Consider the following 24,623-nt stretch of genomic DNA (forward strand, 5'->3'; position numbering starts at 1 on the left):
CGCGAGGTGTCGCCATGCAGACCGTGATCCTGATCAGCCAGGTGCTGATGGGTCTTGCCCTCATCCTGGCCTTCGTGCGCGTGGTGCGAGGTCCGAGCCTGCCCGACCGGGTGGTGGCGCTGGAGCTCTTCGCCAGCATCGTGGTGGGCATGGTGGGGCTTTATGCCATCGCTACCGGGGTGTCGAGTTTCCTCGACGCTGCCATCGTCATCGCCCTGATGGGCTTTCTGGCGGCGATTGGCTTCGCCCGCTTTCTGGAGCGTGGGGGGCCGCGCGATGATTGACTTCATCAAGGGTACGCTCATGCTCTCCGGTGCGATCTTCACGTTGCTGGCGGCGATCGGCATCATACGCCTGCCGGACCTGCTGACCCGAATGCACGCCACCACCAAGGCCGCGGCCCTGGGGGTGATCCTGATCATGCTGGCGGTAGCGTTGCACTTCGGTGAGGTCGGGGTGGTGGCACGCGCCTTCGCGATCATCGTGTTCATTATCATGACCGCCCCGGTGGCGGCCCACGTGATCGGTCGGGCCGGTTACTTCGTGGGTTCCAAGCTGTGGTCCGGTACCGTGAAGGATGAGCTTCGCCCCAACTACGACCCGTTGACCCATGAGCTGAAGAGCGGTCTTGAGACCGAGGCCAATGCCGTTCATCAGCCCAGGGAGAACGATACGCCCTGATAGGGCGAAGGTGGACAGGGCGTCGTTTACAGAAATCGACGATTCCGGGGCTGGGCAGGCTGGCCTGGCGCCCGCTTCTGAGCCATCATCGGTGGCATTCGATGCCAAGGAATGCCGATATCATGATACGCCATGTTTTTCCCGCCACTCTCTTGATAGCAATGCTGGCGGGCTGCCAGAGCAGCCCGGTTCAGGAGGCTTTCGCCGCTGACCCGGAAGCCAGTGCCGGGTCGGAACGGCAGACCAGCGCCGCCCGATCGTCAGCCCCCGAATCTCCTGCCGACAGTGAAGCCGCTTCACCGGCCGACTTCGGTGACTGGCTGGAGGGCTTTCGACGCGAAGCCCGGCAGGAGGGGATCCGTGACACGACCCTGGCACGTGCGCTGGACAATGTGCGCTACCGACCGAGGGTGATCGAACTGGATCGCTCGCAGCCGGAGTTCGTGCGCCCCATCTGGCAGTACCTGGACAGCGCCGTGTCGAACACCCGGATCAACCAGGGGCGCTCCAAGCTGGCCGAGCATCGCGATACCGCGCACCAGATGGAGCAGCGCTACGGCGTCCCAGCGGAAATCATCGTGTCCATCTGGGGGATCGAGAGCAACTACGGCGGTAACTTCGGGGACTTCTCCACCCTCGATGCGTTGGCGACGCTGGCCTTTGACGGTCGCCGGCGTGACTTTGCCCGGGGCGAGCTGCTGGCAGCCTTGCGGATCATCGACACGGGCGATATCCCGCCGGAGCGCATGGTCGGCTCCTGGGCTGGCGCCATGGGACATACGCAATTCATACCCTCGAGTTTCGAGGCTTACGCCGTGGATGGCGATGGAGACGGCCGCCGCGATATCTGGGGCAGTATTCCCGATGTCATGGCTTCCACGGCCAACTACCTGGCGAGAGCCGGCTGGCAGGCCGGCGAACCATGGGGGATCGAAGTCCGGTTGCCGGATGATTTCGATTACGCCCAGACGGAGCTGGCGACGCGTCGCACCAGTCGAGACTGGGCCGAGCAGGGCGTGCGCAGCGTCAGCGGGGATGCACTGCCCGATTTCTCCCAATCCTCCGTGCTGGCTCCGGCCGGAGCGCGTGGCCCGGCTTTCCTCGTAGGCCCCAACTATCGGGCTATCCTGCGCTACAACAACGCCACCAGCTACGCGCTGGCGGTAGGTACGCTGGCCAACGAGATTGCCGGACGCGGTGGCATTCAGGCCAACTGGCCCCGCGACGAAGAGCCGTTGTCTCGCAACCAGGTGCGTGAGATGCAGCGAGCGCTCAATGACCGTGGCTTCGACGTGGGGACGCCCGACGGGGTCATGGGACCCAACACCCGCAGCGGGTTGCGCCAATACCAGCGTTCGATCGGCGCCACACCCGATGGTTTTGCCACCGTGCGGTTGCTGGAGCGGCTGCAACGTTGACCAAGCGGCGACGCCTCACCCGGAAGGGTGAGGCGTCGTCAATCATCTGGCTGGACGTCACGGGCACTGATTCAGTCGCGACGGCTCCAGTCGTCCAGGGTCTCGCTGATCGCTCTTCCGGCACGCTCGGCGCCCTGCTGGGTGCGCTCCCAGGCGCTCTCGGCCCCCTCGCCGATGCGGTCGGCACCTTCCCGGGTCTGGTGCCAGGCGCTTTCGGCACCCTCGCCGGCCGTGTGCCAGGCATCACGTGCGCGTTGCCGGGCCATGTCCCACCACTGCTGGTCATAGCGCGGCATGGCGTCAAGCGCCTCTTCATCAGCGTCGACGATCACGTCATGGGCGGTATCGCCATCCTCTTCATGGGTGACCAGCCGGTAGTGGGCATTGGTGATGACCAGGTGATCGCCATTCTGTCCTATCGTGGTGTCCGATTGCACCACCAGCGCGTGGACCTGCATGTCATCACCGAGCAGTATGTCAACGACAGCGCTGGGCTGACTGTCCGGGGCGGCCTCGAAGTGAACCTCGGCGTCGAGGATGGTCCTGGCCGAATAGAGGCCTTGGGGATCGAACTGGGCCTGGGCCCCGATGGTGAGCCCGGCGACCAGCATGCCGACGGAAGCGGCCAGGGTCGTCCTTGTCAAGCGGCGCTGTGTCATAGGATGTCCTCCTTTTCCTCGGTGACCCGTTCAGTGTAGCCGATGTGAGAACATGACTTCCTCACGCCGCCGGCCTGCTGGGCTTCGGTCAGCGAGAGCCGTGGAACCTGTCAGGCGCGGCGAGGTCCATCTAGGCGATCCATCAATAGGGAGTCCATTCATGAAAGGAAGCATCCTGCGTTACCCATTCAAGCGCTGGGCGAGCGGACGGCTGGGCCTGGCAGGCGCCACCTTGTTGCTGCTGGCAGCCGGCGCGTCCCAGGGCGCTGCTGCCGACGACAAGACGGTGTTCGGATGGGTGGAGAAAGGGACGCTGGAGCCTTGGGGAGTCGAGGTGAAGGCCAAGCTCGACAGTGGCGCCCTCACGTCCTCTCTCGACGCTCGCGACATCGAAACCTTCGAGAAGGAGGATGAGGAGTGGGTGCGCTTTCGCCTGGAACTCGAGGACGAGTCGAACGGTGAGACCTTCTCCGAGGTCCTGGAAATGCCGGTCTATCGGGACATCCGGGTGCGTGGAGCCGGCGGACGGGACGAGCGTCCCGTGGTGCTCATGAAAGTCTGTATGGGCGACACCATCTACGAGGAGCAATTCAGCCTTCGTGACCGTGGCGAGATGCACTATCCGCTTCTGCTGGGACGCCGCTCCATCGGGCATCTGGGCCTTCTCGACGTGACCCGTACCTTCCTCAACTCGCCGGAGTGCGGCGAGGACGCCGCTGTGATGCGCTACGAGGAGGAGGAAGAGGATGAGTGATGCACTTCCTCCCACACCTAGAAGAGCCGGGCGAGCAGGGCCGTGACCGCCGTTTCGACGCGCAGAATACGCGGTCCCAGGTGAATGCCTTCACAGCCCGCCTCGAGTAGTCGCTCGACCTCGAATGGTATGAATCCACCCTCCGGGCCCACCAGCAGGAGGGTGGGTTCGTTGATGCCGCGAGGACATGCTCGTGCCATGCCGGGATGCGCGAGCAGGCCGCGCCGCCCCTCGATCAGCGCCGGCAACTGCTCCTCGACGAAGGGGCGGAAACCCTTGGCCAGCGTTACCGTGGGCATCACGGTGTCCCGGGCCTGCTCCAGGCCCAGCACGAGATGGGCAAGAATCTTCTCCGGCGCGAGCTCGGGCGACTGCCAGTAACTCTTTTCCACCCGCTGCGTGTGCAGCAGCGTGACCTGTTTCACGCCGAGCGCCGTGAGGTGCTCCAGGCTTCTGGCCAACATGCGCGGACGCGGCAGCGCGAGTATGAGGTGCACCGGCAACGGCGGCGGTGGCGGAGCGTCCAGGGCTCCCAGGGAAAAGCAGGCTTCCCGGTCGCTCAGTGACATCAGCTCGCCATGGCCGATACCGCCCCCTTCGACGCCCAGCGTGAACCGGTCGCCGACTCTTGCCCTGTGTATCTCCTTGAGGTGGCGCAGGCGACGGGGGTCGTGGATACGTGCCAGTCGGCTGTGTTCGATCTCTTCGGGAGCAAGCAGTATCAAGTTCATCGGGTCTCGTTATGCCGGTTCGATTTGCAAGGGCCGTGGCGCGGTGCACAATAGCATCACAGGGCAAGTCTGCCTTTCATGACGAGGAGTGCCACCGTGCGCGTGATTCGCAAGTATGCCAACCGTAGGCTCTATGATACGCAACAGAGTCGCTACGTGACGCTCGAGGACCTGCGTCGTCTGATTCTCGACGAGGAGCCCTTCCGGGTCGAGGATGCGAAGTCCGGGGAAGATCTCACCCGCACCATCCTGTTGTCGATCATCATCGAGCAGGAGCAGGCTGACGGGGAGTCCGAGGTTTTCTCGAATGACCTGCTGGCGCAGTTCATTCGTGTCTACGATATGGCACAGCCCCTCCCCCTGGCACGCTACCTGGAGCAGGGCACGCAGCTGATGCTCGAGCAGCAGAAACGCATGCAGGACCAGTGGAAACAGGCCATGCGCCACTCGCCCATGGACCTGATGCGCGAGATGGCCGAGGAAAACATGCGTTTCTGGCAGAAGACCATTGGCCAGGGCCAGGCCAATGCCGATGAGAAAGACGATGGAAAGGATGATGAGAAGACGGACGACGAGCCCGGGAAGTCCTGAGCGGGGCGGCGTCGGCGTCGGCTTTCTGACATAATGCCGCGACGTTTTCCACGCCCGTTTTCACGAAGCCGGGCGTTTTGCCAAGCCAGGCTTCGTCAAAGCCCGGCTTCACCTAGTCAGAGATAGGTAGTGTAACGGATGAAGGTTCTGATCATCGGCGGCGGTGGCCGCGAGCATGCCCTGGCCTGGAAGGTCGCCCAATCTCCTCGCGTCGAGGGGGTCTTCGTGGCGCCCGGTAACGCCGGGACGGCCCGGGAGCCGGGGTTGACCAACGTCGCCATCGATGTGGACGACCTGACTGGCCTGTTGGCATTCGCGCGGAAAGAAGGTATCGAACTGACGATCGTCGGTCCCGAGGCGCCGCTGGTGGCGGGTGTGGTCGATCGCTTCCGTGAGGCGGGTCTTGTCATCTTCGGACCGACTCAGGGCGCCGCTCGACTCGAGGGGTCGAAATCCTTCACCAAGGACTTCCTGGCTCGCCACGCCATCCCCACGGCGGCCTATCGTACCTTCACCGACGTCGAGCCGGCACTCGCCTACCTGGCCGAGCAAGGCGCGCCGATCGTGATCAAGGCCGACGGCCTGGCGGCGGGCAAGGGCGTCATCGTCGCCATGACCCTGGCCGAGGCCGAGGCGGCCGTGCGCGACATGCTGGAAGCCAACGCCTTTGGCGACGCGGGAGCGAGAGTGGTGATCGAGGAGTTCCTCGAGGGCGAGGAGGCCAGCTTCATCGTCATGGTGGATGGCAAGACCGTGCTGCCCATGGCGACCAGTCAGGATCACAAGCGGGCGCTGGACGGTGACGAAGGACCCAATACCGGCGGCATGGGGGCGTACTCGCCAGCACCGGTCGTGACCGACACGGTATACGAGCGGGTCATGGAACAGGTCATCATGCCCACGGTATCCGGCATGGCGGCAGAGGGGCACCCCTATACCGGCTTCCTCTACGCGGGCCTGATGATCGATACCGACGGCAACCCCAAGGTCATCGAGTACAATTGTCGCTTCGGCGACCCGGAAACCCAGCCGATCATGCTGCGTCTCCAGTCCGACCTGGCCGAACTGTGTCTGGCGGGGGCCCGGGGGAGGCTGGCCGGCCAGACCTGCGACTGGGACCCGCGGGTTGCCGTGGGCGTCGTGCTGGCGGCGGGCGGCTATCCGGGAAGCTATCGGAAGGGCGAGGTCATCGACGGGCTCGAGGCCGCCGAAGCGACGGGCTGTAAGGTCTTTCACGCCGGAACGGCCGACAATGGACGGGGCGAGGTCGTCACCGCGGGCGGTCGCGTACTCTGTGTCACGGCGCTGGGTGACGGAGCCTCCCAGGCACGAGACATGGCGTATGAAGGCGTTGCATCGATTCAGTGGGCCGATGTTCAGTACCGTCGCGACATTGCATTCCGGGCGGTTGCCCGTGAACGTCAAGCCGATTGATGACGGCAAGGCAAAACGATCGACAACACTATCAGGGAGCGTGAATGGATCGGATCACAGTGGAGTTTCCTCGAGGCGTCTGGCGACATTCGCATACCCTGAGCGTTCGCATCGGCGACATGAACCATGCACGGCACCTTGGTCATGACACGCTGATATCGCTGCTGCAGGAAGCGCGAGCGGCAGCCCTCGTCACGCTGGGCGTCGATGAACGGAATATCGGGGGATATCCCGCGCTGGTGGCCGAGCTTGCCGTGCAGTATCACTCCGAGACCCGTTGGCCGGATATGCTGGAGATCGAAACGGCTATTCCGGTACCGGAAGGAAAGGGGCTGCGGGTCTTCCATCGAGTGACGCATCGCGCCGACCGGCGCCTGGCGGCGACCGCGATGCTGACGCTGCTGCTTGTCGATCCTTCCCGTGGCGGTAAGGTGGTGCCATTGCCGGAGTGTCTCGTATCCCGTCTGGCATCGGGGACGAGCGCCTGATGAAGGGAGTATCCGATGTCTCGTGAGTATCCGATCATTGCCGTGACCGGCTCCTCCGGGGCCGGCACCACCACGGTGAAACGCACCTTCGAGCGGATGTTTGCCAGGGAAGACGTCCATGCCGCCAGCGTCGATGGCGATGCCTTTCATCGTTATACCCGGGATGAGCTGGCGCGCATCTTTCGTGAAGAGCCCGAGCGCAAGGATGAACTCTCGCACTTCGCGGTGGAGGCCAACCTGCTCGATCGCCTCGAGGCGCTGTTCCAGGAATATGGCGAGCAGGGCAGCGGTACCTTCCGGCACTACATCCATGCCGAGGACAAGCAGATGATCGAGGCCGGCTGTCAGGTCGGCACCTTCACCGAATGGCAGCCGCTACCCTGTGGTACCGATCTGCTTTTCTATGAAGGGCTGCATGGCGGGCTGGTCACCGCCGAGCACGATATCGCCCGGCATGTCGACCTGCTGGTCGGCGTGGCCCCGACCATGAACCTGGAATGGATCCAGAAGATCGACCGTGACATCAAGCTTCGCGGCTACTCCCAGGAGGCGGTGATCGATACCATCCTGGGGCGCATGGGCGACTATGTTCGCTATATCCAGCCGCAGTTCTCGCGCACGCACATCAATTTCCAGCGCGTCCCCACGGTGGATACCTCCAACCCCTTCGAGGTGCAGGACATACCCAATGATGCGGAGTCATTCGTGGTCATCCGCTTTCGCGACCCCTCGACCGTGGACTTCCCCTGGTTGCTGGCGATGATCCAGGACGCCTTCATGAGCCGCCCCCATACGCTGGTGGTGCCGGGCGCCAGGATGTCATTGGCCATCGAACTGATCCTGGCGCCGCTGGTACGCCATCTGCTTGCCCAGCGGCGCTTTCGCTGAACCCTTCCTCCTCGACCCAACCGCCGCCATACTGACGCGCAACATGACACGACAGGAGCGCGAGACCGATGGATTGCCTGTTCTGCAAGATCGTCAACCGCGGGATTCCCGCCGATATCGTCCATGAGGACGAGCACGTGCTGGCGTTCAGCGATATCAACCCCCAGGCGCCGACGCACATCCTCATCATACCCAGGCAGCATATCGCCACCCTCAATGACATCGAGATGGCCGACCTGGCACTGATGGGCCGACTGCAGTACACCGCAGCCAGGCTGGCCAGGGAGCGGGGCTTCGCCGAGGATGGCTACCGGGTGGTGATGAACTGCAATGACCATGGCGGCCAGACGGTCTATCATATTCATATGCACCTGATGGGCGGTCGACGCTTTACTTGGCCGGCTGGCTAGCCGGCGCTTTGCGGTGAAAATCGCGCGCGTCGAGGCGTTCGACGCATCAGGTGCATACCAGGGGCGCCACCTTCAGGGTGGCGTTGCGGTATCCATGCCGAGGTATCCAGGCGACCCGTGCCTGGGTTGGGCCCGCTACCAGTCTTGACGGCCAGTTCTGTAACAGGGAGTGACATGAACCGCAAGCTTACCCGAGCCGACACGATGATCCATCAGTTCGATACCGTGCTGCGCACCCTGCTGCCCCATGCGGCGCGTTCCTCACGCCCCTCGCCGGTCGCGCCGGATGTGCAGGATGACGAGATGACAGTGGAAGAGCGCCGCCACTCGGAAGGGTTGATGCGTATCAATCACACTGGCGAGGTCTGCGCGCAGGCGCTCTATCAGGGGCAGGGGTTCACCGCCAAGCTGCCCCGGGTACGGGAGCAGATGGAGCAGTCCGCCCAGGAGGAGATCGACCATCTGGCATGGTGCGATGAGCGCCTGCAGGAGCTGGGCGGCCATGCCAGTGTGCTCAACCCGCTATTCTATGCGGCGTCCTTCGGGCTGGGCGCGGTGGCCGGTGTGGTGGGTGACCGTGTCAGCCTCGGCTTCGTGGCGGCGACCGAGGAGCAGGTGGGCAAGCACCTGAACGAGCATCTTGAAACCCTGCCGCCCGGCGATCATCGCTCCCGTGCCGTGCTACGGCAAATGGCCATCGACGAGGCCCACCACGCCCAGCTGGCGCTGGAAGCCGGTGGAGCCCGCTTCCCCGCGCCGGTGAAGTTCGGCATGTCGCTGATGTCCAAGGTGATGACCAAGAGCGTCTATCGAATCTGAGCGTTTGCCATGAGCGTTGATATCCACCCGCGCTTCATCGATATCGCCCGAGGCGCAATACCCTGCCCGCTTCGCTCCTATCTCGCCCTCCACGTGTGGCGCCACATGGACGCCCCGCCGCCATGACGGCAAGGCATCCGCACATTCAGGCATCCACGATGCTGTAGGCGTGGGTGATTTCGACGCCACCCTTGGCCAGCATGATGGAGGCGCTGCAGTACTTCTCGGCAGAGAGTTCCACGGCGCGCTTGACCTGGCTCTCCTTGAGGTTGTGACCCGCCACGGTGAAATGGACGTGAATCCTGGTGAAGACCGCCGGCACGGCGTCGGCGCGTTCCGCTTCGACCCGGGCCACACAGTCCGTGACCGACGCGCGGGCCTTCTCGAGGATCTCCAGCACATCGAAGGAGGCGCAGGCGCCCATCCCCATCAGCAGCATTTCCATGGGGCGGGGCCCGGTATTACGGCCTCCATGTTCGGGCGGGCCGTCGACGACCACGCTGTGGCCACTGCCGGATTCGGTCACGAACTGGCGACCGTCGGTCCACTTGACGCTGGCTTTCATTGGCAAGGCTTCCTCATCGAGACGGGTTCAGTGGTGGGCAGGATAGCATCCAGGGGATCTTGGCTCAGCCCGACAGGGTCCGTAATCGCCGATCCAGGCTGGCGAGTCGCTGAGGGGTGCCCACATCGACCCAGGCACCGCGGTGAAGAGTACCACCGACACGTCCCTCGGCCATCGCCTGACGCAGCAGTGGCGCCAGGGCAAAGACGCCGGGTGCATGCTGGGCCGCCAGTGCCGGGTCGAGCAGGCTGATCCCGGCGAAGGTCAGGCGCGGTTCGCCCTGCTCACGGACCCTTCCGTCGCTATCCAGGTGGAAATCGCCATCAGCATGATGGTCGGGATTGTCGACCAGCACCAGATGGGCAAGGTCATCACCCAGGGCGGGCAGGCTTGTCGGGTCGAGGTCACTCCAGATATCGCCATTGACCAGCAGAAAGGGCGCCTGGCCGAGAAGCGGAAGCGCCTGGCGAATACCGCCCCCGGTTTCCAGCGGCGTCTCCTCGCGACTCCAGGCGATGGTGATGCCGAAAGAGGAACCGTCCCCCAGTGACTCGATGATCTGCTCTCCCCGGTAGCTGACATTGATCACGACCTCCACGATCCCGGCTGCCCTGAGCCGTTCCAGGTGATGCACGATGAGCGGCTTGCCGGCCACCGGCAGCAGCGGTTTTGGACAGTGGTCGGTCAATGGCCGCATGCGTGTGCCAAGCCCGGCGGCCAGGATCATTGCCTTCATGACGAGCTTCCCGTCTGGATGCCCTCGGTGGCCAGTCTTTCCTCCAGGGCGGGGCGGAAGGTGCCGGTCAGCCAATCGCGGAATTCATCGTGACCGGGCAGCTCTGCCAGGCTGTCTTCCAGGTGGTGAAGGAAATGCGGTAGGCGCTGGAGGTAACCGTCTCGACCGTCACGCAGGGTCAGGCGGCAGAAGATACCCAGCACCTTCAGGCAACGCTGCGCCGCCATGGCCTGCACTTGTTGGAGAAACGCCTCGGCGGAAAGGGTGCTCTGAAGCCGGCCGTCCGCAATGGCGGACTGTCGGAAGCCCTCGACCCAGGCGGCGAAACGCCCGGATGGAAAGCGGCAATAGCGTCCGCGCAGCAGCGAGATCATGTCATAGCTGATGGGGCCGGCCACTGCGTCCTGGAAGTCGATCAGGTAGAGGTCATCACCGTGCACCATCAGGTTCATCGCATCGTAATCGCGATGTACCGTGACCACGGGCTGCATGAGTGCCATCTCGATCAGTGTGTCACGCAGGGCCTGCCAGCTCGGCGGTCTGGCCATGTCGAGCCATTCGCCGAGGCACCAATCCGAAAAGAGATCGAGCTCCCGGCCCAGGAGTGCGGCATCATAGGCGGGCAGGTCATCGGGAGAGGCACTGTTCTGCAGTTCATGCAGTAGAGCCAGCGCCTTATCGTGCCAGGCCAGGGTGGCGGGGTCCGTTTCTCCTTGCAGGTGGGTTTGCAGCGGTTCGTCACCCAGATCGTCGAGCTCGAGAAATCCCTGCTCCAGGTCGGTGGCATGCAGCCGTGGCACCGGCAGGCCACCAGATCGCCAACGACGCGCAATGCTGACGAAAGGGCGGCTATCTTCCTGTTCGGGGGGCGCATCCATCAGTATGCGTGTGGTGCCGTCGGGCAGGCGCAGCCGGAAGTAGCGGCGAAAGCTGGCATCGCCGGCAGCCAGATGGAGATGAAGCGACTCGGGGGGAAGCCTGTGCCGCTCGGCCGCCCAGCGGCGCAGGGCGTCGAGTCGCGTCGGGGTATCGGCCTGGGTCATGCTGGCTCCTTGCTGGTTGACGCCCGTTGGGCTCCGCCGCATGCTGAGCGACGCATACGACAGGCTGGGTGCGGTCTGTATAATACCGATTCTCTTCGCCAAGGACATCGAGGGACCATGGGCAAGCGACATGCAGGAGCGGCAATGGCCGTCCTGATCACTTCCGGCCTGACGCTCGGCGCGCAGCAGGCAGTAGCGCTGGAGCCGTTGCCGGCATGGCAGATGGATTGGCACCCCTGGAGCGAGGATCGCCCCGCCGAGGCGCTGTGTCGCGGCGTCTACGTGATGCCGGCCTATCGCCTGCCCGCCACCGATGACCCCGAACAGGTGCGAACCGAGTCGGACAGTGCCCACTACGGTGAGGATGGCGAAACCATACTGGGCGGCGAGGTGATACTTCGGCGTGGGGAGACCCAGTTGGAGTCGCCGCGAGTCAATGTGCCCTCTTCCCGGGAGCAGGCCTTCGCCGAAGGGCCGCTGGCGCTTCGCGACCAGAACCTTCTGGTGAGGGGGCAGGCTGCCGAGTTTTCCCTGGTCTCTGACGCCGCGAGCATCGACACGGCCCACTATGTCATTCACGACCAGCGCCTGCGGGGCAATGCCCTGCAGCTGGCTCGCCTGGAAGACGGCCGCTATCGGCTGACATCGGCGAATTTCACCACCTGCGATCCGGGCGATGACCTGTGGCGGCTGGTGACGAACGACCTGGTGCTGGACCGCGAGAGCGGCTTCGGGACGGCGCGCCATGCGCGCCTGGAGCTGGGGCGGGTGCCGGTGTTCTATTGGCCATGGGTTCGTTTCCCCATCGACGACCGCCGCCAGACCGGCTTCCTCTGGCCGTCGCTCGGCATCTCCAGCGATGCCCTGGACTATGCCCAGCCGTTCTACTGGAACATTGCCCCCAACCACGATGCCACCATCACGCCGCGCTGGATAACCGATAGGGGCCTGCTGCTGGGCGGCGAGTACCGCTACCTGTTTCCGACCGACGCCGGCCAGGTGGAGGGCGCCTATCTCTCCAGTGACGGTGGCGGTTCCAGCGACGACCCCAACGATGCCTCACGACGCTATGAGGGCGAGGACCGCTGGTATATCGACTATCAACATACCGGTCGCTTCGACGCCCGTACTCGCTACGACCTGCGCTATGGGGCGGCCAGTGACGGTCGTTATTTCGACGACTATGGCAGTGTCTTCGGCGACGACCCGACCAACATGCCGCGCCTGGCACGTCTCAACTATCGTGGGGATGTCTGGAACCTGGATGCTCGTGCCCAGGGCTTTCAGCGCCTCGACGACCCGCTGCGGGACCGTGACAAGCCCTTTTACCGCCTGCCCGGCCTGACCGCCGATGCCCGCTGGTCGCAGGCTGGGGGGTTCTACCAGCAATGGCGTTCCAACTACACTTACTTCTGGCGCGACGTGGACCGCAACAACGTGCCGTTGCGCGAGGCTGCCGTCGGTTCCCGAGTACATCTGTCACCCGCTACAGGTTGGCGCTTCGACGAGAGCTGGGGCCATTTGGAGCCGCGAGTCGAGTGGCTCGCGACGGCCTATGACCTCGACTACGGCGATCGCGACACGGACCGCGACACCGGCCTGACCCGCAACGTGCCGGTCAGCACCATCGACGGCGGCCTGGTGTTCGAGCGCGAGTTGGAACTCGGCGGGCGCGATTATCGTCAGACATTGGAGCCGCGGGCCAACTACGCTTACGTCCCGGCCCGTGACCAGAGCGAATTTCCCGACTTCGACAGCGATGAGCGCGCCTTCTCCTGGAATCAGCTCTGGTCGCCGCATCGCTTTTCCGGTTCCGACCGGGTCGGCGATCTGAACCGGCTGTCCCTGGGCGTAGAGTCTCGATTGCTCGAGGATGCCCGTGGTCGTGAGCGTTTGTCGCTGGGTGTCGGCCAGGCGGTCTATTTCGACGACCGAAACATCGACATGGGGGGCGACCCCAATACGCTGCCTTCGCCCAGCGTCGATGACGGAGAGCGGTTATACCAGGCCACCCGGGACCGATCACCGCTGGTGACACGCCTGGACTGGCAGATAAACGAGCGCTGGAGTACAGGCTACGAGTGGCTCTATGACGATAATCGACAGCGAACCGAGAGAACCACGGTGAGCCTGCGCTATCGCAATCCCGCCGGGCATGTATTGAACCTCGGCTATCGTTGGCAACTCCAAGGATTCGACCCGTCCGGGGATGACGAGGATCGGTTGGGTTATGACCGCGAGGAGTATGATCTCTCCTTCGCTTATAAACTCGACCCGAGGGTGGATTTGATCGGCCGCTTCATCTATGACCACACCAACCGACGCAGTCTGGAGCAGCTTGCCGGTGTGCAGTGGAACGACTGCTGTTATGGCGTGCAACTGGTATGGCGTGAATGGGTCGATGACAATGATACCGCCAACACCATCGAGGACGACTTCACCGAACGCGGTCTCTTCCTGCGTTTCGTGTTCAAGGGGCTCGGTGGCGTAGGCGGCGATGCCGGCGAATATTTCGAACAGGCCGTGCCGGGCTACCGCGCCACCGCTTTTTGAGCTGGCCCCAGCGGCCCCATACGAGAGACTTCATGAGAGGAAAGAATGACATGCGCACTCCGCGAATCGCCACTCTGGGCGCTAGCCTGGCATTGGCCTTGTGCCTGGGCACCTTGCCGCTGACCGCCCAGGCCCAGAGCTTCCAGTCGGTGGAGCGGCAGTCGCTTGACCGCATTGTGGCAGTGGTCAACCAGCAGGCCATCATGGAGAGCCAACTGGCCGATCGGGTGGAGCAAGCCCGCAGCCAACTGGCCGGACAGGGGCAGAGTCTTCCCTCCCAGTCGGTGCTGCGCGAGCAGATGCTCGAGCAGATCATCGTCGAGGAGATCCAACTGCAGATGGCATCGGATGCCGGCCTCAATATCGATGACACCGAACTCAACCGCCAGATGCGCGCCATCGCCGAAAGCAATGGCATGACGCTGGATGAGTTCGCTGACGCCGTCGAGGCCGATGGCCTGACGATCGCCTCGGTGCGCGAGGAGATTCGCCGGGAGATGCTGATGCGTGAACTGCACCAGAGTCAGGTCGGCAACCGTGTCAACGTCAGCGAGCGCGAGGTAGAGCGCTTCATGGAACAGCAGGGCGGCGGCATGAGCCGTGAGCAGGCTCGCCAGATGGTGTTCCAGCGCAAGGCCAATGAGGCGCTGGAAGCCTGGATCCAGGAGATTCAAGCCGACGCCTTCATCGACAACCGCCTCTCAGCGTCACGTTGATGACCCTGCCGGCCCACGGGCCGGTGCTGGCGCTCACCACGGGAGAGCCTGCCGGCATCGGCCCGGAATTGACTCTGCTGCTGGCAGCCGGCAAGGCGCTGTCGGCGCGTGTCGTGGCGGTCGGGGATCCGCAGCTGCTGGCCGAGCGGGCCGCCATGATCGAACGGCCGGTCGAACTGCTGGAGCTCGCGCCGGGCGAGCCGGTGCCGCCCCCCAGGGCCGGATTGCTGCCGGTCTGGCCGGTGGCACTGCGTGAGCCGAGCCTCCCTGGCCGGCTTGCCACCGCCAATGCTGGCTATGTGCTGGAAACGCTGGACGTGGCGGTCCGGGCGTGCCTCGCGGGCCATGCCGGCGGCATGGTGACGGCACCACTGCACAAGGGTGTGGTACTCGATGCGGGTCATGCCGGTTTCACTGGACACACCGAGTACCTGCGTGATGCCTGCGGCGTCGACGAGGTGGTCATGCTGCTGGCGACCGGCAGCGCATTGCATGCCCGAGAAGCCGGCTGGCGGGGGAATGCCGCGCTCAGGGTGGCCTTGGCCACCACGCATCTTCCGCTGAGAGAAGTGGCCGATGCGATTACCGAGGCACGACTCGAGCGGATCCTGCGAATTCTGCATGCCGACCTGCAACGGTGGTTCGGCGTGGCAAGGCCCCGCATAGCCGTGTGCGGCCTCAACCCTCACGCCGGTGAAGGCGGGCACCTGGGTCGTGAAGAGCTGGACGTCATCATCCCCTGCCTCGAGCGCCTTCGCGAAGATGGCCTGTTGCTCGACGGGCCGTTGCCGGCGGATACCCTGTTCACGCCGCGACACCTGGCAGAGGTCGATGCCGTGCTGGCCATGTATCATGATCAGGGCCTGCCGGTACTCAAGTATGCCGGCTTCGGCCGGGCTGCCAATATTACGCTGGGTCTTCCATTGGTGCGCACGTCCGTGGATCATGGCACGGCGCTGGACCTAGCCGGTCGCGGTATTGCCGACCCGGGAAGCCTGTGCGTGGCGGTGGAGCTGGCTGCCGACATGGCGCACCGCGGTTCGATGGTTTCATCATCCTGACGAACGATCAAGACAAGGACACTTTCATGGCATCGCGCCCGCCGGTCCACCGCGCTCGCAAGCGCTTCGGCCAGAACTTCCTGCGTGACCCCGGCATCATTTCGCGTATCGTGCGCGCCATCGGGCCTCGCCCCGGAGACCGGCTGGTGGAGATCGGACCCGGGCAGGGTGCTCTGACGGAGCCTCTGATCGAGGCCGCTGGCGGGGAGCTGGAGGTGATCGAGCTGGACCGGGACTTGATCCCCGGGCTGCGCGTGCAGTTCTTCGACCACCCCGGTTTCGTCGTGCACGAAGGGGATGCGCTGAAATTCGATTTCCGTGCGTTGCGCGGCGAGGGCGAGCCGCTGCGGGTGGTGGGTAACCTGCCCTACAATATCTCCACCCCGCTCATCGGGCATCTGCTCGAAGCCGGCAACGCCATTGCCGACATGCACTTCATGCTGCAGAAAGAGGTGGTGGAGCGTCTGGCGGCCGGGCCGGGTGGGCCCGACTGGGGACGGCTCTCCGTCATGGCCCAGTACCGCTGCCGGGTCGACGCCCTGTTCGTGGTGCCGCCCGAGGCCTTCGTGCCCAGGCCCAAGGTCGATTCCGCCATCGTCAGGTTGACGCCTCATGCCGAGCTGCCTTATCCGGCGACCGATGAGACCTTGCTGTTCAAGGTGGTGCGCCAGGCCTTCGGGCAGCGGCGCAAGACGCTACGCAACAACCTCAAGGGTTGCATCGATGCCGATGCCCTCGTGGCACTGGGTATCGAACCTTCCCGTCGCCCACAGACCCTGACGATCGAAGAGTTCGTGCGTATCGCCAATCACCTGGCCGCAGCGGAGGTGATGTCATGACCCAGGCCCCCATGGATCGCGAAGTCCTCGTCGATGTGGAACCCGCCTTTCGTGACGATGAATCGTCGAGCGAAGCGTCTCGCTATGTCTTCAGCTATACCGTGACCATCCACAACCACTCCCCGCGAAGCATGCAACTGTTGGCCCGTCACTGGAAGATAACCCAGGGCAGTGGCAAGGTGCAGGAAGTTCGTGGCAAGGGGGTGGTCGGGCAACAGCCGATGATAGGCCCGGGCCAGACCTTCCGTTACACCAGTCGTGCCATCCTCGACGGGCCGGTCGGTGTGATGGAAGGAGCCTACACCTGTGTCGATACCGCCAGTCAGCGGCCTTTCGAAGTGTCCATTCCTCCGTTCCGGCTGGCCGGGCCCAATCAGGTCCATTGACGCAGGGGAGGCGACATGACGACTTACGCCATCGGCGACATCCAGGGCTGTCACGCAGAGTTCGTCGAACTGCTCGAGCGGCTCGAGTTCGATCCCCGCCACGACCAGCTGTGGTTGGCCGGGGATCTGGTCAATCGCGGGCCGGCTTCCCTGGCCTGCCTGCGCGAAGTGCGATCTCTCGGCGAGTCGGCCGTCACCGTGCTGGGTAACCACGACCTCCACCTGTTGGCGGTGGCCCGGGGCGGTGTCCCGCTCAACCGAAAGGATACCCTGTCGGCCATACTCGCAGCGCCGGATCGCGAGGCGCTGCTCGACTGGCTGCAGTCGCGGCCGCTTCTCGTTCGCCAGGCGGGAGAGGGGCTGGCCGATGATGTCATGACGCATGCCGGCCTGCTACCACAGTGGTCGCCCAAGCAGGCCGAATCCCTTGCCGGCGAAGTGGAAAGGCAGCTTCAGGGCGAGCAGGGCGGGGCATTCCTCGAGCGTATGTACGGTAATGAGCCAGCCTGCTGGGATGAGGCGCTGTCAGGTATCGATCGGCTGAGAGTCATCGTCAATGTCCTGACTCGCATGCGCTTCATCGATGCCAGGGGCTGCCTCGACTTTGCCGCCAAGGCGGGGCTTGGCAGCGCCCCGTCCGGTTTCTCCCCCTGGTTCTGCTATCCGCGCAGCGATGATGCCCGCCTGATCTTTGGCCACTGGGCGGCGCTGGAAGGCCAGGTCCCCGGGGCTCGGGTCTGTGCCGAGGCGCTGGATACCGGCTGTGTCTGGGGCGGTAGTCTCACGGCATTGAACCTCTCCACCGGCGAGCGCATCGGCGTGCCCAGCCGCCAGCGCAACTGACACCCTCGACACGGGAGGCCAGATGGCTCTCACCCCCTTTCAGCATTTGGATATCGGTACTCTGGCAGAGTGGTTCTCCACCGAGGAGGCCTTCACTCTGGTGGATATCCGGGATCCAGGCAGCTTTTCGAACGGGCGCATTCCCGGAAGCCGGCATCTGGATAACGACAGCGTGCCGGCACTTCTCGAATCCGCTCCTCGGGAGCAGCCGCTGGTGGTGGTCTGCTACCACGGCCATTCCAGCCAGCAGGCGGCCGCATGGCTGTCTGGGCAGGGCTTTTCCGAGGTCTACAGCCTCGATGGGGGCTTCACCGAATGGCAGCATCGTCACCCGGGCCGGGTGGAGCGCTGAACCATGACGACGAGGCGTGACCGATACCTCGAAGGGCTCGAGGTCTATCAGGTGGGCGGTGCCGTTCGTGACGCCCGGCTTGGCTGGCCGGTACAAGACACCGACTGGGTCGTGGTGGGGGCCACGCCGGAGCAGATGCAACGGCGCGGGTTCCGGCCGGTGGGGCGTGACTTTCCCGTGTTCCTGCACCCCGAAACCCATGAGGAATACGCCCTGGCGCGTACCGAGCGCAAGTCCGGGCATGGCTATACCGGCTTCGTGGTGCATGCCAGCCCCGAGGTGACGCTGGAAGAGGACCTGGCCCGACGGGACCTGACGATCAACGCCATGGCCGAGACCCCCGAGGGCGAGCTTGTCGATCCCCACGGGGGGCTCGGGGATCTCCAGGCGCGCGTGCTGCGCCATGTGTCACCGGCCTTCGTCGAGGATCCGCTGCGCGTGCTGCGCACCGCCCGGTTTCTTGCCCGCTATGCCGGGCTCGGCTTCATCATTGCCGACGAGACCCGGGGGTTGATGCGTGAGCTGACCGAAAGCGGTGAGCTTGCTCACCTGGTGGCCGAGCGGGTGTGGACCGAAACCGAGAAGGCTCTGGGCGAGCCTCGGCCGGCGGTCTACTTCCGTGTGCTGGATGAGTGCGGCGCCCTGGCCGTGCTGTTTCCGGAGCTGGCGCAGGACGCCGGTATGCTGGACGCGGCACTGACCCGGCTCGACCGCCTGCCTGACAATGTGATGCTCGGGGAGCGGGCCTGCTGGCGCTGGGCACGCCTGGTCGAGCATCTCGACGAGCCTTCCCGGGCCGCCATGGCAGAGCGCCTGCGCTTGCCTCGGCGCTATCGCGACCTGGCGCGGCAGGCAGCGCTGACGAGAAGGCTGTGGAAACGGCCTGAGCCCGATGTGGCAGAGGTCCATGACTGGCTGGATGGCATCGATGCCTGGCGACGCAGCGAGAGGGTGCCGCCCTTGCTGGCGTTGATGAGCCTGGAAGCCCCGGCGCTTGCCGGGGAACTGGAGCGAGGCTGGTCGGCGGTGTCACGGCTCTCGCCCAGGACCCTGGTGGTGGAGGGCTTCGAGGGCGGGGCGCTGGGCGAGGAGCTGGCCCGACGGCGTCGGGCCATACTGGCGGAAGCACTGGCGAGCCGGTAGCGGCATGCTCCCGGGCAAGAGTGTCACCGCACTGCCCGAGGTTTCCAGCTGAACTCGATCGGCCAGAGGCACTGGTCGGCAGCATTGAAGCTGGCCCACAGCTGGGCGTAGGGGCGGCCATCGAGAGGATGCGGAGTTTCCGGCAGCAGTTCGGCCAACGGCTGCAGCACGAAGGCGTGGTGAAGAATCTCCTCCCTGGGTAGTGCAACGCCATCATGGATGCCGGTGAGCTCTCCCACCGTCAGCAGATCGATGTCCAGGGTGCGAGGGCTGAACTTGGGGCTATCCTCGCGACGACCGTTCGCGAATTCCAGTCGCTTGCACCAGGCCTGCAGTTCACCCACCGTCCAGTGGCTCTCGAAAGCGACTACCAGGTTGAAGAAATTACGTCCATCCTCGAAACCCACCGGCTCACTTTCGAAGATCCTTGAGACGGCCAGGGTGCCGAACGTGGCCGACAATGCGTCCAGGCAGGTCCGCACGTGATGGTCACGATCGATATTGCTGCCGATGCTGACGCTGATCAGGGCCATCAGCTTCCCTCCGCACGGGTGCCCCGCTCGATGCGCACCCCGACGGCGGCGGCGGCGGGTACGGCGCCTGGCTTGCGAACGGTCAGGCGAAGCCAGGGGATGGCGAACTCGTCACGCAAGGTGGCGGCAAGATGTTCGCAGAAGGTTTCCACCAGGGCGAAGTCGTTCTCGGTGGCAAAGCGGGTGATGCGTTCGCTGATGGCGGCATAGTCGAGAGCCTGGGCGATATCGTCGCTGGCGGCGGCAGGGCGGATATCGGTGGCCAGTTCCAGGTCCAGCAGCAGCCGTTGAGTGATGCTGCGCTCCCAGGCATAGACGCCGATCACGGTGTCCACCCCGAGCGACTCGATCAGTACACGATCCATTGAGGACTCCCCGGCCGGTAGTGGGATGCGGTGGCATCCCCGATTGGCGCCTGATTGTACGTGAGCCGAAAGGCGTATGACAGTGAGCCGGTACTGTCCTCGGAGGGCCTGCACTGGCAGAATTCAGCAATGGGCTTTGATGGAGGCGCGCACGGGTGACGTCGTTCGAGTGGCTATTGCCACTGATGCTGCTGGGCTATCTCTCCGGCTCCTGGTTGGGCGCACTGATCGTGTGCCGGCTGGCGGGTGTGCGTGACCCACGCCAGGAGGGCTCCGGCAACCCCGGGTTCTCCAACGTGCTGCGCCTGCACGGGCGGCGGCTGGCATTGGCGACCCTGCTGCTGGATACCGTCAAGGGAATGCCGGTGCTGTGGCTGGCTCTCGTTCTGGGCATGCCCCCCTGGGCCCAGGGGGTGGTGGGGCTGGCGGTACTGTTGGGGCACAGCTATCCTCTCTGGTCACGCTTCCGCGGCGGCAAGGCGGTGGCCAGTGCCTTCGGCGTGATGGTGGTGCTGACGCCCTGGGTGGCACTGTGCTGTGCGCTGCTGTGGATCCTGCTGGCCTGGCGGGTAGGTACGGCTGCCGTGGCGTCGCTTGCCAGTGCGGGCCTTGCCCCGCTGGCCAGCATCTGGCTGGCGCCGGACTACGTTGGCGTGGTGCTGGCCTTCACGGCGCTGGTGCTGGTGCGTCACCTGCTCAATATTCGTCGTTTGCAGAAAGGGGACGAGCCCAGCCTGCGATGAAGACTGCAGGCCTGCCGAGGCTCAGGCTCATCGAGGTGCGGCCAGGGTTTCCATCGGCCAGCGCGGCGTGGCTTTCATGATACCGATCTCGTCATGTTCACCGGCCAGCAGCCGCTGCGCTCCCACGTAGGCGATCATGGCGCCGTTGTCGGTGCAGAAACGGCCACGCGGGTAGAAGGCTTGCGCGCTGCGTTTGTCGGTTTCACGCTCCAGTCGCTCGCGCAGGCGCACATTGGCGCTGACCCCACCTGCCACCACCAGCCGTTTCAGCCCGGTGTCGTCCAGCGCCCGGCGACACTTGATGACCAGCGTGTCGACCACGGCTTCCTCGAAGGCCCGGGCCACATCGGCGCGGGCCTGGTCGTCGAGCCCACCCTCCTGTTCCAGTTTGCGCAGAGTGGTCAGGGTGTGGGTCTTGAGCCCCGAGAAGCTGAAATCGAGACCGGGGCGGTCGGTCATCGGGCGTGGGAAGCGGAAGCGGCCCGGATCGCCTTCCTCCGCCAGCTTCGCCACACGAGGTCCGCCCGGGTAGTCGAGCCCCAGCATCTTGGCGGCCTTGTCAAAGGCCTCGCCGGCGGCATCGTCCACCGACTCGCCCAGTAGCCGATAGCATCCCAGCCCCTGGACTTCCACCAGTTGCGTATGTCCGCCGGAAACCAGGAGTGCCACGAAGGGAAACGCAGGAGGGGTCGGCTCCAGCATGGGCGCCAGGAGGTGCCCCTCCATGTGATGTACGCCCAATACCGGTATCCCCAGCGCCCGCGCCATGCCATGGGCGGTGCTGGCCCCTACCATGAGGGCCCCGACCAGGCCGGGGCCGGCGGTATAGGTAATCGCGTCCAGCTCGGTGCGTGTCACGCCGGCCTCGTCGAGAACCTGCTGAATCAGCGGCAGCAGCCGACGGGTGTGGTCCCGCGAGGCGAGTTCGGGCACGACGCCGCCGTACTCGGCGTGCATGGCGACCTGGCTGTAGAGGGCATCGGCCACAAGGCCAAGCTCGGTGTCGTAGAGGGCAACGCCGGTCTCGTCGCAGGAGGTTTCGATGCCGAGTACTAGCATGATGCGGGCTCGCGGAAGGGGAGAAGACACCATTCTAGCAAATCGTCTTGTCGCGGACCGCCGAAGGGTTCTGTAAAGAGCAACCGGCGTGCGTCGGTCGAGCCGGCGTGTGCCGAGATGCAGCGGGCGACTGACTGAAGGGCTGCTGGCGCCGCCAGCCCGGGGTGTCGAAAGTGGCAGCAAGGAATTTGCAAAGCGATGAACTGGCGTCTAGAATACTGTGCGCTGTAGGACTGGGTCGTGCATCCAGGGGCGCTTCCGCCTGCTAGTGCCGCTTTTGACATCGGTGGCGTGCTGCCGATCTCATCGTGGCGATCGCGGAGGTTGTCCAAAGGGGGTGTGCGTACAAACCGAACTCAAGAAATTTTAAGGTAGGTGAGTGCTTAATGCCTTCTGTCAAAGTACGTGATAATGAGCCGTTTGACGTAGCGCTGCGTCGTTTCAAGCGTTCCTGTGAAAAAGCCGGCATTCTGTCCGAGGTTCGCCGTCGCGAGCACTACGAGAAGCCGACTGCAGAGCGCAAGCGCAAGGCAGCAGCTGCGGTGAAGCGTCACGCCAAGAAGCTCCAGCGTGAGCGGAAGCGTTTCGAAAGGCTTTATTGATCCGTACTGTGGGGTGGTCGAGGCGTATTGCGTCGGCTGTCCTGGAAGGATGACCAAGCGGCCGCCGGCGGGTGGCCGTTTGTTTTTCCGCCTGAGTCTGCCACGCCCTTTATCCGCCTGTCCCGTTCGGAGGTGGCGATACCCGCATGGCCGGTCAGATACCGCAGCGTTTCATCGATGATTTGCTGGCCCGCGTCGACGTAGTCGAGATAGTGGGCGAGCGAGTGCAACTGAAAAAGACCGGGCGCAACCATTCCGGCCTGTGCCCCTTTCATCAGGAAAAGACGCCGTCCTTTACCGTTAGCGCCGACAAGCAGTTCTATCACTGCTTTGGCTGTGGCGCCCATGGCAATGCCCTGCGCTTCCTGATGGAGTACGACAACCTGCGCTTTCCCGATGCGGTGGAGCAACTGGCTTCCCGGCTCGGCATCGAGGTGCCTCGCGAGGGCGCCGACGATCCGCGCGCTCAGGCTCGGGATCGCAAGCGTCAGGAAGGGGTCAATCTGCTGGAGCTGTCGGCGAGTTTCTTTCGTGAACGGCTGAAGATGCCGGAGGGGAAGGGCGCCCGGGACTATCTGGCGACGCGTGGCCTCTCGCCCGAGATACAGACTGAGTTTGGCATCGGCTACGCGCCGGATGACTGGGAGGCTCTCAAGCGCCACCTGTCGGCGAGGGAGATCCCCGAGTCCGTCCAGATCGAGTACGGTCTGCTGGTGCATCGCGAGGAGAGCGGGCGAACCTACGATCGCTTCCGCGACCGGGTGATTTTCCCGATCCGCGACATTCGAGGCCGGACCATCGCCTTCGGCGGCCGGGTCCTGGGGGATGCCAAGCCCAAGTACTTGAATTCACCGGAAACACCGGTGTTCCACAAGGGGCGGGAACTCTACGGGCTTTTCGAGGCGCGTCAGGCCAACTCCCGGATGGAGCGCTTGCTGATCGTGGAAGGCTACATGGACGTGGTGGCGCTGGCCCAGTTCGGGATCCGCAACGCCGTGGCGACCCTGGGCACATCGACCAGCGAGGACCATCTGTCGCGCCTGTTTCGCATGGTCGACGAGGTGGTGTTCTGCTTCGATGGCGACCGGGCCGGGCGTCAGGCCGCCACGCGGGCGCTCGAGACCGTGCTGCCACAGATGATCGATGGCCGCCAGGCTCGGTTTCTGTTCCTGCCCGAAGGGGAGGACCCGGATACCCTGGTGCGGCGTGAGGGCGCAGAAACCTTCGTCGATCGGATTGCCTGCGCCAGTCCGCTATCGGAGTTTCTCTTCGACCAGGCGGCGCGAGGGCGCGACCTGGCGCGTATCGAGGATCGTGAACGCTATGCCAGCCAGGTCCTGATGGCAATCGCCCAACTGCCGGATGGGGTGTTGAAGTCGTTGCTCCTGAATGAACTTTCTCGGCGCACAGGAGTCGATCAGGCGCGCTTCGAAGCGCTGATGGCGCGCGCCGAGAGTGGCTCGAGGCAGCCTGCCGAGGCGGAAGTGGCGCCCGTGCCGGCGGCGCCTTCCCCCTTGAAAGGGCCGGGGGTTGCCGCGCGATCCGGTAAGGCGTCGCTGGGATTGGTGGCACGAATCCTTCAGTTACTGGTACATGAGCCGATATTGATAGAACGCCTGCCGGAAGACGACGACTGGTACCCCGAGGGGGACGCGGATGTGCCCCTGTGTCGCGAGGTGGTACGCCTGCTGCGTGCAGGACGCTATCGCAGCGCCCAGGTGCTGTTGGCGCACTTTCATGGTAGTGAGCAGGGGCAGCGGCTGGCGGAACTGGCGAGGCGTGAATTGCTGATTCCTCGCGGGGTCCGGGCGGATGAGCTCGATGGGCTGATCGAGCATTTCCGCCGGCATCAGCAGCGCCCTTCTTGCCAGGAGCAGATCGATGCCCTGTTGACAAGACAGCGCAGTGGCGAACGGCTTTCGCCTGAGGAGCGTCAGCGCCTGATGGCGCTGCTGGCAGAGCTGGGAAGTTGATGGTGGCAGGTCAGGGATGACGAAGGAAATTGGTAGTGGGGTTGAAATCTCTTCTACCATCACCACATAGAGAGCACGACCCGGACTCCGGCGCCAGCATAACCGGATAAATTAACACACCTGAGCGGTTGAGCAAATGAGGCGAACTGGCGGGCAGGGGGTATTTCCCGCTATACTGTTCGGCTTCATGAGTTTTCTCCACCCCAGCGCTCAGGTGCTTCATTCTTCTTCGTCGAGA

29 protein-coding genes are annotated in these 24,623 nt (G+C 64.4%); 21 read left to right on the forward strand and 8 right to left on the reverse strand.

What is annotated here, in order from left to right:
• The first annotated feature begins 14 nt into the window (after positions 1–14).
• The 3 genes from C1H69_RS06470 (at position 15) to C1H69_RS06480 (ending at position 2,099) form a co-directional block, all read left to right on the forward strand.
• Positions 15–284 (forward strand): MrpF/PhaF family protein, encoded by a 270-nt coding sequence (locus C1H69_RS06470; protein WP_102652567.1) that lies wholly within the window; start codon positions 15–17, stop codon positions 282–284.
• Positions 277–681 (forward strand): monovalent cation/H(+) antiporter subunit G, encoded by a 405-nt coding sequence (mnhG, locus tag C1H69_RS06475; RefSeq protein WP_102652568.1) that lies wholly within the window; start codon positions 277–279, stop codon positions 679–681. Before C1H69_RS06470 ends, mnhG begins: the two co-directional genes overlap by 8 nt.
• Positions 682–803: 122 nt before the next feature.
• A complete protein-coding gene (locus C1H69_RS06480; RefSeq protein ID WP_102652569.1) occupies positions 804–2,099 on the forward strand; it encodes a lytic murein transglycosylase in 1,296 nt (431 codons plus the stop codon).
• Between the two features lie 71 nt (positions 2,100–2,170).
• Here the strand turns inward: C1H69_RS06480 and C1H69_RS06485 are convergent, their stop codons facing one another.
• Positions 2,171–2,758: a hypothetical protein gene (locus tag C1H69_RS06485; protein WP_102652570.1), complete on the reverse strand. Its 588-nt coding sequence runs from the start codon at positions 2,756–2,758 to the stop codon at positions 2,171–2,173.
• Positions 2,759–2,918: 160 nt separating this feature from the next.
• On the opposite strand from C1H69_RS06485, the gene rloA3 reads away from it, so the two are divergent.
• A complete protein-coding gene (gene rloA3 / locus C1H69_RS06490; protein ID WP_102652571.1) occupies positions 2,919–3,512 on the forward strand; it encodes a retropepsin-like aspartic peptidase RloA3 in 594 nt (197 codons plus the stop codon).
• A gap of 17 nt (positions 3,513–3,529) precedes the next feature.
• Here rloA3 and C1H69_RS06495 read toward each other — a convergent pair whose 3' ends face one another.
• On the reverse strand, positions 3,530–4,243 hold the full coding sequence (locus C1H69_RS06495) for a 16S rRNA (uracil(1498)-N(3))-methyltransferase (RefSeq protein WP_102652572.1): 714 nt from the start codon (positions 4,241–4,243) through the stop codon (positions 3,530–3,532).
• 96 nt (positions 4,244–4,339) lie between these two features.
• Between C1H69_RS06495 and phaR the strand changes: the two genes are divergently transcribed.
• The 6 genes from phaR to coq7 all read left to right on the forward strand — a co-directional run bounded on the left by phaR (position 4,340) and on the right by coq7 (position 8,873).
• On the forward strand, positions 4,340–4,834 hold the full coding sequence (gene phaR / locus C1H69_RS06500; protein WP_102652573.1) for a polyhydroxyalkanoate synthesis repressor PhaR: 495 nt from the start codon (positions 4,340–4,342) through the stop codon (positions 4,832–4,834).
• Between the two features lie 138 nt (positions 4,835–4,972).
• Entirely contained in the window at positions 4,973–6,268 is a 1,296-nt protein-coding gene (purD, locus tag C1H69_RS06505; protein ID WP_102652574.1) for a phosphoribosylamine--glycine ligase, read from the forward strand.
• Between the two features lie 44 nt (positions 6,269–6,312).
• A complete protein-coding gene (locus tag C1H69_RS06510) occupies positions 6,313–6,756 on the forward strand; it encodes an acyl-CoA thioesterase (protein WP_102652575.1) in 444 nt (147 codons plus the stop codon).
• A 15-nt stretch (positions 6,757–6,771) separates the two neighbouring features.
• Positions 6,772–7,644, forward strand: a complete 873-nt coding sequence (locus tag C1H69_RS06515) for a phosphoribulokinase (protein WP_102652576.1) — start codon at positions 6,772–6,774, stop codon at positions 7,642–7,644.
• A gap of 68 nt (positions 7,645–7,712) precedes the next feature.
• Positions 7,713–8,054 carry a histidine triad nucleotide-binding protein gene (locus C1H69_RS06520; RefSeq protein ID WP_102652577.1) on the forward strand — a complete coding sequence of 114 codons (342 nt, stop codon included), beginning with the start codon at positions 7,713–7,715 and terminating at the stop codon, positions 8,052–8,054.
• Positions 8,055–8,228: 174 nt separating this feature from the next.
• Positions 8,229–8,873, forward strand: a complete 645-nt coding sequence (gene coq7, locus C1H69_RS06525; RefSeq protein ID WP_102652578.1) for a 2-polyprenyl-3-methyl-6-methoxy-1,4-benzoquinone monooxygenase — start codon at positions 8,229–8,231, stop codon at positions 8,871–8,873.
• A gap of 145 nt (positions 8,874–9,018) precedes the next feature.
• Here coq7 and C1H69_RS06530 read toward each other — a convergent pair whose 3' ends face one another.
• The 3 genes from C1H69_RS06530 to C1H69_RS06540 all read right to left on the reverse strand — a co-directional run bounded on the left by C1H69_RS06530 (position 9,019) and on the right by C1H69_RS06540 (position 11,217).
• Positions 9,019–9,438: an OsmC family protein gene (locus C1H69_RS06530; RefSeq protein WP_102652579.1), complete on the reverse strand. Its 420-nt coding sequence runs from the start codon at positions 9,436–9,438 to the stop codon at positions 9,019–9,021.
• A gap of 64 nt (positions 9,439–9,502) precedes the next feature.
• Positions 9,503–10,174: an N-acetylmuramate alpha-1-phosphate uridylyltransferase MurU gene (gene murU / locus C1H69_RS06535; protein ID WP_102652580.1), complete on the reverse strand. Its 672-nt coding sequence runs from the start codon at positions 10,172–10,174 to the stop codon at positions 9,503–9,505.
• On the reverse strand, positions 10,171–11,217 hold the full coding sequence (locus C1H69_RS06540) for an aminoglycoside phosphotransferase family protein (protein WP_102652581.1): 1,047 nt from the start codon (positions 11,215–11,217) through the stop codon (positions 10,171–10,173). Before C1H69_RS06540 ends, murU begins: the two co-directional genes overlap by 4 nt.
• Positions 11,218–11,334: 117 nt before the next feature.
• On the opposite strand from C1H69_RS06540, the gene C1H69_RS06545 reads away from it, so the two are divergent.
• From C1H69_RS06545 to C1H69_RS06580, 8 genes are read left to right on the forward strand one after another with little or no spacing between them, the layout of a single operon-like run.
• On the forward strand, positions 11,335–13,770 hold the full coding sequence (locus C1H69_RS06545) for an LPS-assembly protein LptD (protein ID WP_102652582.1): 2,436 nt from the start codon (positions 11,335–11,337) through the stop codon (positions 13,768–13,770).
• A gap of 50 nt (positions 13,771–13,820) precedes the next feature.
• A complete protein-coding gene (locus tag C1H69_RS06550) occupies positions 13,821–14,486 on the forward strand; it encodes a SurA N-terminal domain-containing protein (protein WP_102652583.1) in 666 nt (221 codons plus the stop codon).
• Positions 14,486–15,547 (forward strand): 4-hydroxythreonine-4-phosphate dehydrogenase PdxA, encoded by a 1,062-nt coding sequence (gene pdxA / locus C1H69_RS06555; protein WP_102652584.1) that lies wholly within the window; start codon positions 14,486–14,488, stop codon positions 15,545–15,547. Before C1H69_RS06550 ends, pdxA begins: the two co-directional genes overlap by 1 nt.
• Before the next feature lie 26 nt (positions 15,548–15,573).
• Positions 15,574–16,386, forward strand: a complete 813-nt coding sequence (rsmA, locus tag C1H69_RS06560; RefSeq protein ID WP_102652585.1) for a 16S rRNA (adenine(1518)-N(6)/adenine(1519)-N(6))-dimethyltransferase RsmA — start codon at positions 15,574–15,576, stop codon at positions 16,384–16,386.
• Entirely contained in the window at positions 16,383–16,772 is a 390-nt protein-coding gene (apaG, locus tag C1H69_RS06565; RefSeq protein WP_205738426.1) for a Co2+/Mg2+ efflux protein ApaG, read from the forward strand. The genes rsmA and apaG overlap by 4 nt, the downstream gene beginning before the upstream one ends.
• 15 nt (positions 16,773–16,787) lie before the next feature.
• The gene (locus tag C1H69_RS06570; RefSeq protein ID WP_102652586.1) at positions 16,788–17,615 is read left to right on the forward strand and encodes a symmetrical bis(5'-nucleosyl)-tetraphosphatase; all 828 of its coding nucleotides are present in this window, start codon (positions 16,788–16,790) and stop codon (positions 17,613–17,615) included.
• Positions 17,616–17,637: 22 nt separating this feature from the next.
• Positions 17,638–17,967 (forward strand): thiosulfate sulfurtransferase GlpE, encoded by a 330-nt coding sequence (gene glpE, locus C1H69_RS06575; RefSeq protein WP_102652587.1) that lies wholly within the window; start codon positions 17,638–17,640, stop codon positions 17,965–17,967.
• A 3-nt stretch (positions 17,968–17,970) separates the two neighbouring features.
• The gene (locus C1H69_RS06580; protein ID WP_102652588.1) at positions 17,971–19,110 is read left to right on the forward strand and encodes a tRNA nucleotidyltransferase/poly(A) polymerase-related protein; all 1,140 of its coding nucleotides are present in this window, start codon (positions 17,971–17,973) and stop codon (positions 19,108–19,110) included.
• Positions 19,111–19,133: 23 nt separating this feature from the next.
• On the opposite strand, the gene folK is transcribed toward C1H69_RS06580, so the two are convergent.
• Together folK and folB are read right to left on the reverse strand one after the other, a co-directional pair.
• Positions 19,134–19,643, reverse strand: coding sequence for a 2-amino-4-hydroxy-6-hydroxymethyldihydropteridine diphosphokinase (gene folK, locus C1H69_RS06585; RefSeq protein WP_102652589.1), 510 nt, complete (start codon positions 19,641–19,643; stop codon positions 19,134–19,136).
• Positions 19,643–20,008: a dihydroneopterin aldolase gene (folB, locus tag C1H69_RS06590; RefSeq protein WP_102652590.1), complete on the reverse strand. Its 366-nt coding sequence runs from the start codon at positions 20,006–20,008 to the stop codon at positions 19,643–19,645. Before folB ends, folK begins: the two co-directional genes overlap by 1 nt.
• 185 nt (positions 20,009–20,193) lie before the next feature.
• On the opposite strand from folB, the gene plsY reads away from it, so the two are divergent.
• Complete coding sequence (plsY, locus tag C1H69_RS06595) at positions 20,194–20,751, forward strand: glycerol-3-phosphate 1-O-acyltransferase PlsY (RefSeq protein WP_422666888.1); 558 nt, start codon at positions 20,194–20,196, stop codon at positions 20,749–20,751.
• A gap of 27 nt (positions 20,752–20,778) precedes the next feature.
• Here plsY and tsaD read toward each other — a convergent pair whose 3' ends face one another.
• On the reverse strand, positions 20,779–21,810 hold the full coding sequence (tsaD, locus tag C1H69_RS06600; RefSeq protein WP_102652591.1) for a tRNA (adenosine(37)-N6)-threonylcarbamoyltransferase complex transferase subunit TsaD: 1,032 nt from the start codon (positions 21,808–21,810) through the stop codon (positions 20,779–20,781).
• A 386-nt stretch (positions 21,811–22,196) separates the two neighbouring features.
• Here tsaD and rpsU point away from each other — a divergent pair, with 386 nt between their 5' ends.
• Both rpsU and dnaG read left to right on the forward strand, forming a co-directional pair.
• Positions 22,197–22,412 (forward strand): 30S ribosomal protein S21, encoded by a 216-nt coding sequence (gene rpsU / locus C1H69_RS06605; RefSeq protein WP_010629611.1) that lies wholly within the window; start codon positions 22,197–22,199, stop codon positions 22,410–22,412.
• A 146-nt stretch (positions 22,413–22,558) separates the two neighbouring features.
• Positions 22,559–24,385, forward strand: a complete 1,827-nt coding sequence (dnaG, locus tag C1H69_RS06610; protein ID WP_102652592.1) for a DNA primase — start codon at positions 22,559–22,561, stop codon at positions 24,383–24,385.
• Positions 24,386–24,623: the final 238 nt, after the last annotated feature.

Source organism: Billgrantia endophytica (genome assembly GCF_002879615.1).
GTDB lineage: Bacteria > Pseudomonadota > Gammaproteobacteria > Pseudomonadales > Halomonadaceae > Halomonas > Halomonas endophytica.

What these genes read in the sequence shown, in the direction of transcription:
- mnhG (WP_102652568.1), top strand. Translation starts at nt 277, where the DNA reads ATGATTGACTTCATCAAGGGTACGCTCATGCTCTCCGGTGCGATCTTC.
- tsaD (WP_102652591.1), bottom strand. Translation starts at nt 21,810, where the DNA reads ATGCTAGTACTCGGCATCGAAACCTCCTGCGACGAGACCGGCGTTGCC.
- C1H69_RS06510 (WP_102652575.1), top strand. Translation starts at nt 6,313, where the DNA reads ATGGATCGGATCACAGTGGAGTTTCCTCGAGGCGTCTGGCGACATTCG.
- rpsU (WP_010629611.1), top strand. Translation starts at nt 22,197, where the DNA reads ATGCCTTCTGTCAAAGTACGTGATAATGAGCCGTTTGACGTAGCGCTG.
- glpE (WP_102652587.1), top strand. Translation starts at nt 17,638, where the DNA reads ATGGCTCTCACCCCCTTTCAGCATTTGGATATCGGTACTCTGGCAGAG.
- C1H69_RS06485 (WP_102652570.1), bottom strand. Translation starts at nt 2,758, where the DNA reads ATGACACAGCGCCGCTTGACAAGGACGACCCTGGCCGCTTCCGTCGGC.
- pdxA (WP_102652584.1), top strand. Translation starts at nt 14,486, where the DNA reads ATGACCCTGCCGGCCCACGGGCCGGTGCTGGCGCTCACCACGGGAGAG.
- rloA3 (WP_102652571.1), top strand. Translation starts at nt 2,919, where the DNA reads ATGAAAGGAAGCATCCTGCGTTACCCATTCAAGCGCTGGGCGAGCGGA.
- apaG (WP_205738426.1), top strand. Translation starts at nt 16,383, where the DNA reads ATGACCCAGGCCCCCATGGATCGCGAAGTCCTCGTCGATGTGGAACCC.
- C1H69_RS06470 (WP_102652567.1), top strand. Translation starts at nt 15, where the DNA reads ATGCAGACCGTGATCCTGATCAGCCAGGTGCTGATGGGTCTTGCCCTC.
- C1H69_RS06545 (WP_102652582.1), top strand. Translation starts at nt 11,335, where the DNA reads ATGGGCAAGCGACATGCAGGAGCGGCAATGGCCGTCCTGATCACTTCC.
- C1H69_RS06540 (WP_102652581.1), bottom strand. Translation starts at nt 11,217, where the DNA reads ATGACCCAGGCCGATACCCCGACGCGACTCGACGCCCTGCGCCGCTGG.
- C1H69_RS06530 (WP_102652579.1), bottom strand. Translation starts at nt 9,438, where the DNA reads ATGAAAGCCAGCGTCAAGTGGACCGACGGTCGCCAGTTCGTGACCGAA.
- folB (WP_102652590.1), bottom strand. Translation starts at nt 20,008, where the DNA reads ATGGATCGTGTACTGATCGAGTCGCTCGGGGTGGACACCGTGATCGGC.
- C1H69_RS06480 (WP_102652569.1), top strand. Translation starts at nt 804, where the DNA reads ATGATACGCCATGTTTTTCCCGCCACTCTCTTGATAGCAATGCTGGCG.
- C1H69_RS06580 (WP_102652588.1), top strand. Translation starts at nt 17,971, where the DNA reads ATGACGACGAGGCGTGACCGATACCTCGAAGGGCTCGAGGTCTATCAG.
- coq7 (WP_102652578.1), top strand. Translation starts at nt 8,229, where the DNA reads ATGAACCGCAAGCTTACCCGAGCCGACACGATGATCCATCAGTTCGAT.
- plsY (WP_422666888.1), top strand. Translation starts at nt 20,194, where the DNA reads ATGCTGCTGGGCTATCTCTCCGGCTCCTGGTTGGGCGCACTGATCGTG.
- C1H69_RS06515 (WP_102652576.1), top strand. Translation starts at nt 6,772, where the DNA reads ATGTCTCGTGAGTATCCGATCATTGCCGTGACCGGCTCCTCCGGGGCC.
- purD (WP_102652574.1), top strand. Translation starts at nt 4,973, where the DNA reads ATGAAGGTTCTGATCATCGGCGGCGGTGGCCGCGAGCATGCCCTGGCC.
- C1H69_RS06495 (WP_102652572.1), bottom strand. Translation starts at nt 4,243, where the DNA reads ATGAACTTGATACTGCTTGCTCCCGAAGAGATCGAACACAGCCGACTG.
- C1H69_RS06520 (WP_102652577.1), top strand. Translation starts at nt 7,713, where the DNA reads ATGGATTGCCTGTTCTGCAAGATCGTCAACCGCGGGATTCCCGCCGAT.
- folK (WP_102652589.1), bottom strand. Translation starts at nt 19,643, where the DNA reads ATGGCCCTGATCAGCGTCAGCATCGGCAGCAATATCGATCGTGACCAT.
- murU (WP_102652580.1), bottom strand. Translation starts at nt 10,174, where the DNA reads ATGAAGGCAATGATCCTGGCCGCCGGGCTTGGCACACGCATGCGGCCA.
- dnaG (WP_102652592.1), top strand. Translation starts at nt 22,559, where the DNA reads ATGGCCGGTCAGATACCGCAGCGTTTCATCGATGATTTGCTGGCCCGC.
- C1H69_RS06550 (WP_102652583.1), top strand. Translation starts at nt 13,821, where the DNA reads ATGCGCACTCCGCGAATCGCCACTCTGGGCGCTAGCCTGGCATTGGCC.
- rsmA (WP_102652585.1), top strand. Translation starts at nt 15,574, where the DNA reads ATGGCATCGCGCCCGCCGGTCCACCGCGCTCGCAAGCGCTTCGGCCAG.
- C1H69_RS06570 (WP_102652586.1), top strand. Translation starts at nt 16,788, where the DNA reads ATGACGACTTACGCCATCGGCGACATCCAGGGCTGTCACGCAGAGTTC.